At 45.3% G+C, this 14,413-nt stretch carries 14 protein-coding genes and 1 tRNA gene; all 15 read left to right on the top strand.

The features are described from left to right. A partial coding sequence (tuf, locus tag P9L93_04160; GenBank protein MDP8230279.1) for an elongation factor Tu occupies nt 1–136 on the top strand: 136 nt, incomplete at its 5' end. 7 nt (nt 137–143) lie between these two features. After that, nucleotides 144–296, top strand: a complete 153-nt coding sequence (gene rpmG / locus P9L93_04155) for a 50S ribosomal protein L33 (GenBank protein ID MDP8230278.1) — start codon at nt 144–146, stop codon at nt 294–296. A gap of 124 nt (nt 297–420) precedes the next feature. Next, nucleotides 421–497 (top strand) — tRNA-Trp (locus P9L93_04150). A 17-nt stretch (nt 498–514) separates the two neighbouring features. After that, complete coding sequence (gene secE, locus P9L93_04145; protein MDP8230277.1) at nt 515–706, top strand: preprotein translocase subunit SecE; 192 nt, start codon at nt 515–517, stop codon at nt 704–706. Between the two features lie 2 nt (nt 707–708). Further along, nucleotides 709–1,239, top strand: coding sequence for a transcription termination/antitermination protein NusG (gene nusG, locus P9L93_04140; GenBank protein ID MDP8230276.1), 531 nt, complete (start codon nt 709–711; stop codon nt 1,237–1,239). Between the two features lies 1 nt (nt 1,240). Then, a complete protein-coding gene (rplK, locus tag P9L93_04135) occupies nt 1,241–1,666 on the top strand; it encodes a 50S ribosomal protein L11 (GenBank protein MDP8230275.1) in 426 nt (141 codons plus the stop codon). After that, nucleotides 1,663–2,352, top strand: a complete 690-nt coding sequence (gene rplA, locus P9L93_04130) for a 50S ribosomal protein L1 (protein MDP8230274.1) — start codon at nt 1,663–1,665, stop codon at nt 2,350–2,352. Before rplK ends, rplA begins: the two co-directional genes overlap by 4 nt. Continuing rightward, nucleotides 2,352–3,023: a 50S ribosomal protein L10 gene (gene rplJ / locus P9L93_04125; protein MDP8230273.1), complete on the top strand. Its 672-nt coding sequence runs from the start codon at nt 2,352–2,354 to the stop codon at nt 3,021–3,023. The genes rplA and rplJ overlap by 1 nt, the downstream gene beginning before the upstream one ends. Further along, on the top strand, nt 3,016–3,402 hold the full coding sequence (rplL, locus tag P9L93_04120) for a 50S ribosomal protein L7/L12 (protein MDP8230272.1): 387 nt from the start codon (nt 3,016–3,018) through the stop codon (nt 3,400–3,402). The genes rplJ and rplL overlap by 8 nt, the downstream gene beginning before the upstream one ends. A 24-nt stretch (nt 3,403–3,426) precedes the next feature. Beyond that, nucleotides 3,427–7,206 (top strand): DNA-directed RNA polymerase subunit beta, encoded by a 3,780-nt coding sequence (gene rpoB, locus P9L93_04115; protein ID MDP8230271.1) that lies wholly within the window; start codon nt 3,427–3,429, stop codon nt 7,204–7,206. Continuing rightward, a complete protein-coding gene (rpoC, locus tag P9L93_04110) occupies nt 7,206–11,225 on the top strand; it encodes a DNA-directed RNA polymerase subunit beta' (GenBank protein ID MDP8230270.1) in 4,020 nt (1,339 codons plus the stop codon). The genes rpoB and rpoC overlap by 1 nt, the downstream gene beginning before the upstream one ends. Before the next feature lie 2 nt (nt 11,226–11,227). Beyond that, nucleotides 11,228–11,602 carry a 30S ribosomal protein S12 gene (gene rpsL / locus P9L93_04105; protein MDP8230269.1) on the top strand — a complete coding sequence of 125 codons (375 nt, stop codon included), beginning with the start codon at nt 11,228–11,230 and terminating at the stop codon, nt 11,600–11,602. Between the two features lie 66 nt (nt 11,603–11,668). Continuing rightward, the gene (rpsG, locus tag P9L93_04100; GenBank protein MDP8230268.1) at nt 11,669–12,139 is read left to right on the top strand and encodes a 30S ribosomal protein S7; all 471 of its coding nucleotides are present in this window, start codon (nt 11,669–11,671) and stop codon (nt 12,137–12,139) included. Between the two features lie 60 nt (nt 12,140–12,199). Then, nucleotides 12,200–14,269 carry an elongation factor G gene (fusA, locus tag P9L93_04095; GenBank protein MDP8230267.1) on the top strand — a complete coding sequence of 690 codons (2,070 nt, stop codon included), beginning with the start codon at nt 12,200–12,202 and terminating at the stop codon, nt 14,267–14,269. A 17-nt stretch (nt 14,270–14,286) separates the two neighbouring features. Beyond that, nucleotides 14,287–14,413, top strand: a 127-nt coding sequence (locus P9L93_04090; protein ID MDP8230266.1) for a GTP-binding protein, incomplete at its 3' end; no start/stop codon positions are given.

Raw genomic sequence — 14,413 nt, 5'->3', positions numbered from 1 at the left:
GGTAATGCCAGGCGATAACGTAGAAATGGAAATCGAACTCATAACCCCTATCGCACTTGAAAAAGAGCTTCGCTTCGCTATCCGCGAAGGAGGCCACACAGTAGGTGCTGGGGTTGTAGCAGATATAGTAGCGTAAGGAAGAGATGCCCAGAGAGTTAATTATAATTGCTTGCACCGAGTGCAAGAGAAAAAATTATACAGCTAGGAAGAACAAGAAATTGCAGACAAAAAGACTTGAGATAAAGAAGTTCTGTAAGTTTTGCAAAAAGAGGACGCCGCATAAGGAAGAAAAATAATTGAGAGGTAGGCTCGTGGCCTACCAGGATGTGAGGGGCCGACAGAAGTAGGTCGGCCCTTACATTGTATAGAGCGAGGTTAGATAGGTCTGGTTGCGCATCGAATAACTCAAGCGCTCATTAAAGGCCAGTAGCTCTAATTGGCAGAGCAGCGGTCTCCAAAGCCGCGTGTTGGGGGTTCGAATCCCTCCTGGCCTGCCACCTTGGAAAATATAAACATGAAGATTTTTTCAAAAATTACACGGTTTGTGGCTGAAGTCAAGGTGGAGATGCAGAAGGTCTCCTGGTCGAGTAAGGATGAGCTGATCGGTTCGACAGGAATCGTGATCGCTTCAACTGCGCTCCTGGCTATATTTATAGGTATAGTGGACTTAATCTTATCTAGGTTTATAAATATTTTATTGAGATAAATATGGATCATAAGTGGTACGTCATACATACATTAACGGGCCAGGAAGATAAGGTAAAGACTGGCATAGAGGCCAAGGTACAGGAAGGCGCATTAAAGGAGAAGGTCTTTCAGGTTCTTATACCAACGGAACAGGTTTCAGAGGTAAAGGACGGCAAAAAGAGGATATCCCTCAGGAAATTTTTCCCTGGCTATGTGCTGGTGGAAATGGATCTGGATGATGACATCTGGTATGTAATCAGGAACATGGCTGGTGTCACAGGATTTATAGGTACCAAGACAAGGCCTGTGCCTCTCTTGGATAGCGAGGTCAACCAGATAATAAAGCAGACTGAAGAAAGAAAAGAAAAGCCAACGCCCAAGGTGATCTTTGAAAAGGGCGACAGCGTCAAAGTCATAGAAGGACCATTTATAAATTTTAACGGCAATATAGAAGAGGTCAACCCGGACAAGGGCAAGATAAAGGTAATGGTTTCAATATTCGGCCGCGCCACACCAGTCGAACTCGAATACTGGCAGGTAGAAAGGCTTTAACATGGCAAAAGAGATAAAAGCAACCATAAAGCTACACGTTACAGGCGGACAGGCAAATCCTGCGCCTCCTGTTGGTCCTGCATTAGGTCAGCATGGCGTGAATATAATGGAGTTTTGCAAATCATTCAATGAGAAGACCAGAGACAGGCAGGGGCTTGTGTTGCCGATTGTCATGACTGTTTATAAAGATAAGTCCTTTACCTTTATAATAAAGAGCCCGCCGTGTTCAGTACTCTTGAAGCGCGCATGCGGTATAGCAAAGGCATCAGGCGTACCTAATAAGGAAAAGATAGGCAAAGTAACTAAAGCGCAGGTAAAAGAGATCGCCCAGACCAAGATGAAGGACCTTAATGCTGCAGATATGGAAGGCGCGATGAGGATAATCGAAGGCACAGCTCGCAGTATGGGTATAGAGGTGGAAGCATGAGTAAGCGCACAAAGGAATTCGAGAAGCTGGCAGAAAAAGATAAACTCTACACAATGGAGGAAGCGGTTGCGATCCTGAAAAAGGCGCCGCGGCCAAAGTTTAACGAGACAGTCGAGATATCCTTTAATATTAATTCTGATCCAAAGCAGGCTGATCAGATGGTCAGAGGCACTGTAATTTTGCCTCATGGCAGCGGAAAAAAGGTAAAGATACTTGTCCTGTGTAAAGGCGAAGGCGCAAACCAGGCAAGAGAAGCAGGCGCTGATTATGTGGGAGACGCTGATCTTATTGCAAAGATAACTGGTGGATGGATAGATTTTGATGTGGTAATAAGCGCGCCTGATATGATGCGCGAGGTTGGAAAACTGGGAAGGGTGCTTGGACCGCGAGGCCTTATGCCGAACCCTAAGATAGGGACTGTTACGAATGATTTTAAGAGAGCGGTAGAAGAGGCAAAGGCAGGTAAGGTCGAGTTTAAATTGAACAAACTGGGTAACATTAATGTTATAGCAGGGAAGATCTCGTTTGAGGAAAAGGCTATTCTGGAAAATGTGTTAAAGGTCATAACCGCGATAGATAAATCCAGGCCAAGCGGCATAAAAGGTAAATTTATAAAAAGCATAGCGCTTTCAACAACAATGGGCCCTGGCGTGAAGCTGGATATAGTAAAGTTGAGGACATCGTAATGGCTAAGTTATCAATGGAATGTAAAAAAATGATGGTTGAGGAAATATCCAGTCGTCTTAACGACTCAGATACTATGATAGTTACCAGTTACAAGGGGCTTAGTGCCCAGAATTTGAACGAATTGCGTAGGGAGCTAAGGGGTGTTTCAGGCGAATATTTGGTTGTTAAGGATTCAATGCTAAAGCGCGCCCTTACAAATGAACCCAGCAAAAAGATAGTGGAATTAGTCAAGGGTGAGGCAGGCATAGCAGTAGATAGAAAAGGGGACGCCGCCTATATATTAAAGGTACTTGTAAAATTCGCAAAGGATCATAAGGTCCTGCAAATCCGCGGTGGCATAGTAAATGGTGATTCTGTTTCCAGTGACGATATTAAACAGCTCGCAGCGCTTCCTTCAAGAGAAGTATTGCTAGCTAGACTGGCAAATGTGCTCAATGCGCCAATCCAAGGATTGGCTGGAGCTTTAAATGCTATTATATGCAAGGTGGTATATGTGCTTAATGCGGTAAAGGATAAGAAGGGACAAGGGACAAGTGACAAGGGACAAGGTCAGGTAGAAGAAAAAGCTGAAGAGAAAAAAGAAGAGGTTCAACTAGAGAATAAAGAGGAAACGCAACCTGAGAAAAAAGAAGAGAGCGGACCAGAAAACAAGGAGGCATCAAATGGCTGACGAAAAGAAAATCGAAGAAATGCTTGGCACGATCGAGACAATGTCTGTTCTAGGGCTGTCAAATCTTGTTAAGTCGATCGAAGAGAAATTCGGCGTAACTGCTCAGGCACCTGTAGTGGCAGCAGTAGCTGGCGCAGGCGCAGCAGGAGCCGCAGCTGAAGAGGAAAAGACTACCTTTACAGTGGTGCTGGCTGCAGCAGGCGACAAGAAGATCCAGGTCATAAAAGAGATCCGCACTATCACAAGCCTTGGCCTTAAAGAGGCAAAGGACCTTGTAGAAGGCGCGCCAAAGACAGTAAAAGAAGGCGTTGGCAAAGAAGAAGCCGAAGAAGTAAAGAAAAAACTCGAAGCACAAGGCGCAAAAGTAGAGTTGAAATAAACCCCTTACACGAGAGAGGTTTTAATGACAAAGCGCAAGAATTTCGCGAAGCTGAAAGAAGTAGTGCGTATTCCATATCTTCTTGATATACAGCGGGAGTCCTATATCAATTTTTTGCAGCTGGATAAGCCAAAGACCAAGCGTAAGCGCGATGGTCTGCAGGCTGTGTTCGAGGACGTCTTTCCTATTGAGAGCAATGACGGGAATCACAGGCTTGAATTTTTGTATTATACTGCGGGCAAGTCAAAATATGACAGATTAGAATGCCAGAAAAGAGCTGTAAGCTTTGCCTCACCTCTCAAGATAAAGATAAGACTTAAGTCAAAGAAAGACACCAAAGAGCAAGAGGTATATTTAGGCGATCTGCCGCTAATGACAGAGAACGGTACCTTTATTATTAATGGCGATGAAAGAGTGGTTGTCAGCCAGCTCCATCGCTCACCTGGTGTATCGTTCGAGGAGAATCTGCACACAACAGGAAAGAGGATCTATTCAGGCAGGATAATACCTGGTCGTGGCGCATGGATGGAGTTCGAGTTTGACGCGAATGACACGCTTTACGTATTTATTGACAGGCGCAAAAAGATACTCGCTACAATTCTTTTGCGCGCGCTCGGCTTTGAGACAGATGAAGAGATCATGAGACTTTTTACAGGCGTGGAGCGCGTAAGGCCTGCGAGAAAGTCAAGCCTGCTTAAGTATGTTGGCAGGATCGTGGTAAAGGATATAAAGCACCCTGAAGTAGACGATGTAATCATCCTGGAGAATAATGCCACGCTTACAGAGCAAAATATAGATAAGCTCTGGGATGCTGGCGTGCGCTATTTAGAGGTATTCAGGGACACGATTCCAGAGATCGCGAATACGCTTGAAAAGGATCATACAAAGACCAGGGAGGAAGCCCTTCTTGATATCTATAGGCGCCTGAGGCCAGGCGATCCATTGACGCTTGAAAGCGCAAAGCAATTATTGGATAGATTATTTTTTGACAAGAGAAGATATGACATGACCAAGGTCGGCCGCTACATATTGAATCGCAAGCTGGGCATGAAGGCGGCGCTAGATAAAAGCGCCTTGGATAAAGAGACCATCGTAAACGTAGTAAGGTATCTTTTGGATCTAAAGAATGGCGAAGGCGAGCTGGATGACATCGATCATCTCGGTAATCGTCGCGTAAGAACAGTGGGTGAACTTCTTGCAGAGCAGTTTAGGATAGGTCTGGCAAGGATGGAGCGTTTCTGTAAAGAGCGCATGTCCATTTATGATGTAGAGACCATGATGCCGTATCATTTGATAAACTCAAAAGTCCTTTCAAGCGTGATAAGAGATTTCTTTGGCAGGAGCCAGTTGTCGCAGTTCATGGACCAGACAAATCCATTAGCAGAGATGACGCATAAGAGGCGCTTGAGCGCACTTGGACCCGGCGGTTTATCCAGGGAAAGGGCTGGCTTTGAAGTGAGAGACGTTCATTACTCGCACTACGGAAGAGTCTGTCCCATAGAAACGCCAGAAGGTCCAAACATCGGACTTATATCATCGCTCAGCACATACGCCAGAGTAAATAAATTTGGTTTTATAGAAACACCTTACAGGATAGTTGAAAAAAGCAGGGCCACAAACAGGATCGAATACATGACTGCTGATGTTGAAGATCAATACAGGATCGCACAGGCAAATGCAAAGCTGGACAAGGAAGGATATTTTACCGAGGATAGAGTGCTCTGCAGATACAAGGATAATTTTCCTTTTATACAGCCGTCAAAGATAGACTATATGGATGTTTCTCCAAAGCAGCTCGTGAGTGTGGCAGCAGGGCTTATACCGTTTCTTGAGCATGATGACGCAAACAGGGCACTTATGGGTTCAAACATGCAACGCCAGGCAGTACCTTTATTATTTACTGAGGCACCGCTTATAGGCACTGGCATGGAGGCAAGGACAGCGCTTGATTCTGGCGCAACCACTGTAGCAAAATCAGGCGGCAAGGTAACATGCGTGCAGGCAGATGAGATAACAGTCAATAACAGCCTTGTGTATAAACTGAGGAAGTTTGCCAGATCCAATGCCAATACCTGCATTGACCAAAGGCCTATCGTAAAAATAGGTGACAAGATCAAGGCAGGCGATGCTATTGCTGATGGGCCAAGTACCAATGGCGGAGAGCTTGCTCTTGGAAGAAATGTACTGGTCGCATTTATGCCATGGCGTGGTTATAATTTCGAAGACGCGATACTGGTGAGTGAGAGACTTTTAAAGGAAGACATGTATACCTCAGTGCATGTGGAGGAATTTGAATTAGAGGCAAGAGAGACAAGGCTTGGCAATGAAGAAGTCACAAGGGATATCCCAAATGTAAGCGAAGAGGCACTGAAGAATCTCGGCGAGGATGGCATCATAAGGGTTGGCGCAGAAGTCGGGCCTGGAGACATACTTGTAGGCAAAGTGGCGCCAAAGAGCGAGACAGAACTTTCGCCAGAAGAAAAACTTTTGCGCGCGATCTTCGGAGAAAAAGCAGGCGATGTGCGCGATGCCTCTCTTACAGTGCCGTCAGGCGTAGAGGGGATCGTGGTTGACACCAAGATCTTTTCAAGAAAAGGCCAGAAGGCAAAGTCAAAAGAGCAGCTGCAAAAAGAGCATAAAGATATAGAAAAGATAAGAAACGAATACGAGAAGCGGGTGGATAACATCAAGAAGGAAAAAGCAAATCGCCTGTCCAAGCTCGTTTCAGGCGTAAAGCTGACAGGCCCTCTTTTATCTGACGAGACCGGTACTACGCTGATCGCAGAAGGCAGGCCCATCAGAAAAAAGGATTTGTCCAAGTTTGAAAAATGCGACATAACGAGTATAAAGATAGAGACAGATCTTGAGCTCGAGGCTGAGGTAAAGAGGACACTGTCTATTTACAATGATCAGCTGGAAGAAGTGCTTTACGAAGAAGAGCATGAGGTTGACAAGATAAAAAGGGGCGATGAATTGCCAGCAGGCGTATTAAAGAGAATAGTTGTTTATGTAGCAAGCAAAAAGAAATTATCTGTTGGAGATAAAATGGCAGGCAGGCATGGTAATAAAGGTGTCATAGCAAAGATCTTACCCGAAGAAGACATGCCATATATGGAGGATGGCACGCCTGTTGAGATAGTGCTGAATCCTCTTGGTGTGCCCTCAAGAATGAACGTGGGTCAGATACTTGAGACGCATCTTGGCTGGGCTGCCAAGGCGCTGGGCCTTAAGGTGACTACACCTGTATTTGACGGCGCAAAAGAGGAAGATGTACGGGATTGGTTAAAGCAGGCAGGTCTCCCAGAGAATGGAAAGGTAGCGCTGCATGACGGGAAGACAGGAGAAAGATTCGGACAAAAGGTAACAGTAGGTTACATATACATGATGAAGCTCGCGCATCTGGTCGATGATAAAATCCACGCGCGTTCAATAGGCCCGTACTCACTTGTAACGCAGCAGCCTCTTGGCGGAAAGGCGCAATTCGGAGGACAGAGGTTCGGAGAAATGGAAGTATGGGCGCTCGAGGCATATGGCGCCGCGTATACACTGCAGGAGCTCTTGACTGTAAAGAGTGATGATGTCAGCGGAAGGACAAAGGTATATGAGTCCATAGTAAAAGGCGAGAATGCGCTTCATCCAGGGACACCTGAATCATTTAATGTATTGGTCAAGGAATTGCAAAGCCTGTGTTTGGACATAAGGACAGAATATAAAGATGGCGGGATCTCACCCGTTGTCGTCTCAAAAGAAGAACTTAAGGAGCTGCGCAAGGCGCGCAAAAAAGCAAAAAGGAAGAAAAAATAATGATAAAAGAAGAATTTGGTAATTTCGATTTTATCTCAATAAAGATTGCTTCTCCTGAGGTTATCAGATCGTGGTCAAAGGGCGAGGTAAAGAAGCCCGAGACCATTAATTACAGGACGCTCAGGCCTGAGAAGGATGGACTTTTTTGCGAAAAGATATTCGGGCCAACACGTGACTGGGAATGCAGCTGCGGAAAGTACAAGCGCATTAAATATAAAGGTATAGTGTGCGACCGTTGCGGTGTAGAAGTTACGCTCTCCAAGGTCAGGCGCGACAGGATGGGCCATATAGAGCTGGCTGCGCCGTGTTCGCATATCTGGTTCTTTAAGGCATTGCCGAGCCGCATGGCGCTTCTTTTAAATATTGGCATGCGAGAATTAGAGCGAGTGATTTATTACGAAGAATATATTGTCATAGATCCAGGAGAATCCCCGCTCAAGAAAAAGGAACTCCTGAATGAAGAGAGATACAGGAAGTATGTAGAGGAGTATGGTACCAAGTTCAAGGCCATGATTGGCGCTGAAGGCATAAGGGAGCTTTTGGCTGAACTGGATCTGGGCAAGATGATAAAGGAATTAAAAGTAGACCTTCATGGACAGAAATCAGAACTGGCAAAAAGAAAGATACTTAAGCGACTCCGGACAATAGAGGCAATAAATAAATCCGGCAATAAAGCAGACTGGATGGTAATAGATATCGTACCTGTTATTCCACCGGATCTAAGGCCGCTCGTGCCTCTTGAGGGCGGCAGGTTTGCTACGAGTGATCTGAATGATCTATACCGACGCGTTATAAATAGGAATAACCGCCTTAAGAAGCTATTGGAATTAAAGGCGCCTGATATTATTATACGCAATGAAAAACGCATGCTTCAGGAATCAGTGGATGCACTTTTTGACAATGGAAGACATGGCAGGCCAGTGCTTGGTCCCGCGAATAGGCCGCTTAAGTCTTTGAGTGATATGTTAAAAGGCAAACAGGGCCGTTTTAGACAAAATCTTTTAGGAAAACGCGTTGACTATTCAGGCAGGAGCGTTATTGTGATCGGACCTGAATTGAAGCTATGGGAATGCGGACTTCCAAAAAAGATGGCGCTGGAGTTATTCGAGCCATTTATCATAAAGAAGTTAAAGGAAAAAGGATTTGTTCATACAATAAAGAGCGCAAAGCGTATGGTGGAAAAGGCAAGGCTTGAGGTATGGGATATCTTGGACGATGTAATAAAGGAACATCCTGTACTTTTAAACAGGGCGCCTACCTTACACAGGCTCGGGATACAGGCGTTTCAGCCCATATTAATAGAAGGTAAGGCGATTAGGATCCACCCGCTCGTCTGTACTGCGTTCAATGCTGATTTTGACGGTGACCAAATGGCGGTGCATGTGCCCCTCTCAACAGAGGCGCAGATGGAATCAAGGCTCATGATACTTTCGTCTAATAACATATTTTCTCCGTCTGACGGCAGGCCTATTATAACACCGACGCAGGATATAGTGCTGGGCTGTTATTATCTGACCGGAGAAGAGCCAGGCGCAAAAGGAGAAGGCAGGGTTTTCGCGGACAGAGAAGAGGCAGAGATCGCGCTTTATGACAGAGAGATAGAGATGCACGCGAAGATAAAGATAAGGATCGATGGAGAGATGATCGAGACGACCGCGGGAAGGGTCATATTTAATCGCATATTGCCAAAAGGCATGCCTTACGTAAATATCATGCTGGAGAAATCAAATCTCAGTAAGGTCATAGGTGATTGTTATAAGCAGTTTGGTCATGATGTCACTGTAAAGCTCCTGGACGACATCAAGGATACTGGTTTTGAATTTGCGACACTGGCAGGCATTTCTATTTCAGTGGAAGACCTGCATATTCCGACAGAAAAGAAAAAGGTGCTGGCAGCTTCAAAGAAAGAGGTAAATTCAGTCGAGGATCAATATCGAAAAGGTATTATAACGGAACGAGAAAGATACAACAAGATCGTTGATATATGGACACATGCGACAGATAAGGTGTCAGATCTTTTATTTAAGGGGTTGAGTGTTTTTAATCCAATATTTATGATGGCAAATTCCGGGGCAAGGGGTTCAAAGCAGCAGATCAGACAGCTGGCAGGTATGCGCGGACTTATGGCAAAGCCATCAGGAGAGATCATCGAGACACCGATCACTGCTAATTTTAAAGAAGGCCTTACAGTGCTCGAATATTTTATCTCTACTCACGGCGCAAGAAAAGGCCTGGCAGACACAGCGCTTAAAACAGCAGACTCTGGTTATCTTACTAGACGCCTTGTGGACGTAGCGCAGGATGTCATTATAAGAGAAGATGATTGCGGCACGATGAACGGCATACTTGTAAGCGCGATCATCGAGGCGGATGAAGAGGTCGTTCCTTTAAGAGAGAGGATCATAGGAAGGGTGGCAGTGGATAATATCGCGGATATTATTACTGATGAGAATATCGTAGAGTCTGGCAGCGAGATAAGCGAAGAATCTGCCGCGCGTGTAGAATCCGCTGGCATAGAAAAGATACGCATACGCAGCGTGCTTACATGCGAGGCAAAGTATGGCGTGTGCGCTAAGTGTTATGGCAGAGACCTTGCTACAGGCAAGATCGTCGAGCTTGGTACAGCTGTTGGCGTGATCGCAGCCCAGTCCATAGGTGAGCCAGGAACACAGCTTACCATGAGAACATTTCATATCGGCGGAACAGCGTCAAGAATTATAGAACAATCGTTTATAAAATCCAGGTCAAAGGGTGTTGTCAAGTATCATAACCTCAGGATAGTGCAGCAGGAATCAGGCGACATTATAGCATTGAACCGCAATGGCCAGGTAAGCATAAACGACGAGAGTGGCAGGGAACTTGAAAAATATATGGTGCCTTCAGGATCTACATTGACTGTAAAGGATGGCCAGGAGATCGATAAAGGTGTTATTTTTATAAGATGGGACCCGTATACTTCACCTATATTGATAGAGGTGAGTGGAAAGGTTAGGTACGAGGATATTGTGGAAGAAGTGACTATGGTGGAGGAACTTGACGAGGCAACAGGTCGTACTGGCCGCGTTATTATAGAGCACAAGGGTGAGTATCATCCGCAGATAGTTATAGAGAATGAGAAGAAAGAAGTCGCGGCGATTTATCCGATACCTGCAGGGGCGCACATTGTTTGTCAGGATGGAGGGAATGTAAAGGCAGGAGAGTTGATCGCGAAGACACCCAGGCAGGTCAGTAAGACAAAGGATATCACTGGAGGCCTGCCAAGGGTCGCAGAGCTTTTTGAGGCAAGAAAACCAAAAGATCCCGCGATGATAAGCGAGATAGACGGGATCGTGGAGTTTGCCGCAGCTAAAAAAGGTCAGCGCAGGATCATTGTTAAAGCATCCTCTGGTATGACAAAGGAATACATCATACCGCATGGCAAACATTTGAATGTCTACAGGGGTGACAGGGTTTCAACAGGCGACCAGCTCGTTGATGGACCTATCAACCCGCAGGATATATTAAAGGTAAGCGGCGAGAAGAGGCTGCAGGAATATCTCGTGAATGAAGTGCAGGAGGTATACAGGCTGCAGGGTGTAAAGATAAACGATAAACATATAGAGACCATAGTTAAGCAGATGCTCAAGAAGGTCAAGATAGAGGACTCTGGCGATACAGAGTTTTTGGTTGACATGCAGGTGGACAAGCGGATTTTCCAGGAAGAGAATGCAAAGATAACGAAGAAAAAAGGTAAACCTGCCAGCGCAGCGCCAATACTTTTAGGGATCACAAAGGCATCGCTTTCCACAGAGAGTTTTATATCAGCAGCGAGTTTCCAGGAGACGACCAAGGTTTTGACAGAGGCTGCTGTAAGCGGAAGAATAGACGAGCTCAGAGGGCTGAAAGAGAATGTCATCATGGGGCATTTGATTCCAGCTGGCACTGGGTTCAAGGCGCACAGGAATATAGAGATGGTAAAAATAGGCGGTGAGAAGGAAAAAGAAAGTAATAAGCAGCAAGAGAAAAAGGACAAGGAATAGATATGCCAACGATCGGTCAATTAATAAAATACGGCAGGAGTTCGAAGTCCAGAAAGACAAAATCGCGTGCGCTTAATGCGTGTCCTCAGAAAAGGGGCGTGTGCCTGCAGGTAAAGACACAGACTCCGAAAAAACCTAACTCTGCGTTGAGAAAGGTTGCCAGAGTAAGGCTGACCAATGGTATAGAGGTAACATCCTATATACCAGGAGAAGGGCACAATCTTCAAGAGCATTCGATAGTTTTAATCAGGGGCGGCAGGGTAAAAGACCTTCCTGGTGTGAGGTATCACATAGTAAGAGGCACGCTCGATACAGCAGGCGTGGCAAACAGGAAAAAGAGCCGCTCAAAGTACGGCGCAAAACGACCAAAAGCGTAAGTTCCGAGGCTGGACCTCGGCTTTTTAAAAAAAGCCGAGGTCCAGCCTCGAGCAAGTGAGGGAAAGATGCGTAGAAGACGAGCAGAAAAACGAGACGTATTACCTGATCCTAAATATAATAGCAAGCTTATCACCAGGTTTGTCAATGTAGTCATGGAGCAGGGCAAGAAGGCTGTTGCAGAACGTATTGTATATAATGCGCTTGATGTAGTTTCAAAAAAGGCAGATAACACCAATTCTTTAGAGCTATTGCAAACGGCAATTGATAATGTAAGACCTCTTTTAGAGATAAAACCAAGAAGGGTTGGAGGAGCTACTTATCAGGTGCCTATTGAAGTAAAGAGCGACAGGGGCACATCTATTGCAATGCGCTGGCTAAGGGATTTTGCAAGACAGAAAAAAGGCAGGCCCATGGAAGAGAAGCTCGCGGATGAGATCATGGAGGCATTTAAGAAGCAGGGTTCTGCAATGAAAAAGAGAGATGACATGCACAGGATGGCAGAGGCCAACAAGGCCTTTGCGCATTATAGATGGTAATGAAAGGTATAGAGAGTAAAAATGGCGGTCGAAGCACAACAGAGAACAAATAATAGACATATGATTAGAGAAATACCCTTACAAAAATTAAGGAACATAGGAGTTATTGCTCATATAGACGCTGGAAAGACCACGACTACTGAGAGAATGCTCTATTATGCAGGCAGGCTCTATAAGATCGGCGAGGTGCATGAAGGCACTGCGACCATGGACTGGATGGAGCAGGAGCAGGAGCGGGGCATTACTATTACTTCAGCAGCTACGAGTTGTAATTGGAAGGATTGCAGAATAAATGTCATTGATACTCCAGGCCATGTGGATTTTACAGCAGAGGTCGAGCGATCGCTGAAGGTGCTGGATGGCGCGGTGGTTATATTCTGCGGAGTGGGCGGCGTGCAACCGCAGACAGAGACAGTGTGGCGCCAGGCAGATAAGTATAAGGTCCCGAGAATAGCTTTTATAAATAAGATGGATCGCGTGGGCGCTGATTTTGCAAAGGTAACAAAGCAGATGGAAGATATGCTGGCTGCAAACGCATTTCCCATACAGCTTCCCATTGGCAGCGAAGATAATTTTAAAGGAATAATAGATCTTATTGGTATGAAGGCTTATATGTTTAAGGAAGACAGGGTAGATGATAATTTTGAAGAAGACGAAATACCCGCAGACAAAATGGAAGAAGTAAAGATATACAGGCATGACCTTATTGAAAAATTAGCAGAGCATGATGAGAAAATGATGGATAAATATATCCATAACCAGGAGATAACAGAACCTGAGATACGCGCTGTTCTTCGTAAGGCAGTTGTTAAGGATATGTTTGTGCCGATATTGTGCGGCGCTGCTTTTAAGAATAAAGGCGTGCAGATGCTGCTGGATGCAGTGTGCGAATGCCTGCCGTCCCCGCTAGACATACTTCCTATTAAAGGTGTGAGCCCTGATTCAGATGAGGATATATTCAGGAAGACAGATGATGACGAGCCGTTTTGCGCGCTCTGTTTTAAAATAGCAACAGATCCATATGTGGGCAGGATCACATATATAAGGATATATTCAGGTACAGTGCAAAAAAGTTCTTATGTTTACAATATAAGCCGCGACCGAAAAGAGCGTTTGAGCAAGATAGTGCGTATGCATGCCAATAAGCAGGAGATAGTGGATGAGGCAGGCGCTGGTGATATAGTGGGTGTTGTGGGGCTGAAGAATGCGCGCACAGGTGATACGCTTTGCGAACAGGATTATCCTGTTATATTAGAGAAGATGCATTTTCCAGAGCCCGTGGTTTCTATGGCAATAGAGCCATCTACAAAGGTAGCCCAGGACAAACTCGGCCTCGCGCTCAATAAATTACAGGAAGAAGATCCGACCTTCAGAGTGCGTTACAACAATGAAACAGGACAGACTCTTATATCAGGTATGGGAGAGTTGCATCTCGAGATAATCATAGACAGGCTCTTTCGCGAGTTCAAGGTAGAGGCAAAGACAGGCGTGCCACAGGTAGCCTACAAAGAAATGCCTACTCAAGAGGTCAGGTCAGTTGGTAAATTTATACAGCAGTCAGGCGGCAGAGGACAGTATGGTCATGCTGTTATTATCATGAAACCAGGTGAACCAGGCACTGGCATAGAATTTAAGAATAAGATCGTGGGCGGCGCCATACCTAGAGAGTATATCCCGGCTGTTAAAAACGGGATTGAAATGGCATCAAAGACAGGCGTGCTGGCAAGCTATCCTGTAATAGATACAGAGGTCAATCTGATCGACGGGTCTTTTCATGAGGTTGATTCTTCAGAGATCGCTTTTAAGATGGCTGGCTCGATCGCGTTTACGGATGGCTTGAAAAAGGCCAGGTGTAAACTTATGGAACCTATAATGAATCTTGAAGTTATCTTCCCGGAAAATTATATGGGCGATGTCATAGGTGACCTGAATTCAAGGCGTTGCAAGATCAGGGAAATAGAGCAAAAGGCTAATGTAAAGGCAGTAAAGGGTGATGTGCCTCTAGCAGAGATGTTTGGTTACGCAACAGCCATAAGGAGCTTGACACAGGGTAGGGCATCATATACAATGGAGCCTTCTCATTACGCAGAAGTGCCTAAAAATATAGCGGAAAAGATTGTAAGTAAGTAAAACAAAAGGAGCATACAATGGCAAAGGAAAAATTCCAACGCACTAAACCACACGTAAATATCGGTACTATAGGTCACGTTGATCACGGTAAGACTACACTTACCTCGTCTATAACAATGTGCCTGGCAGCAAAGGGCCTTGCAG

Source organism: Candidatus Gorgyraea atricola (assembly GCA_030765235.1).
GTDB lineage: Bacteria > Omnitrophota > Gorgyraeia > Gorgyraeales > Gorgyraeaceae > Gorgyraea > Gorgyraea atricola.
Note: the sequence above shows the minus strand (reverse complement) of the source record. Positions and strands in the feature narration are given on the sequence as shown.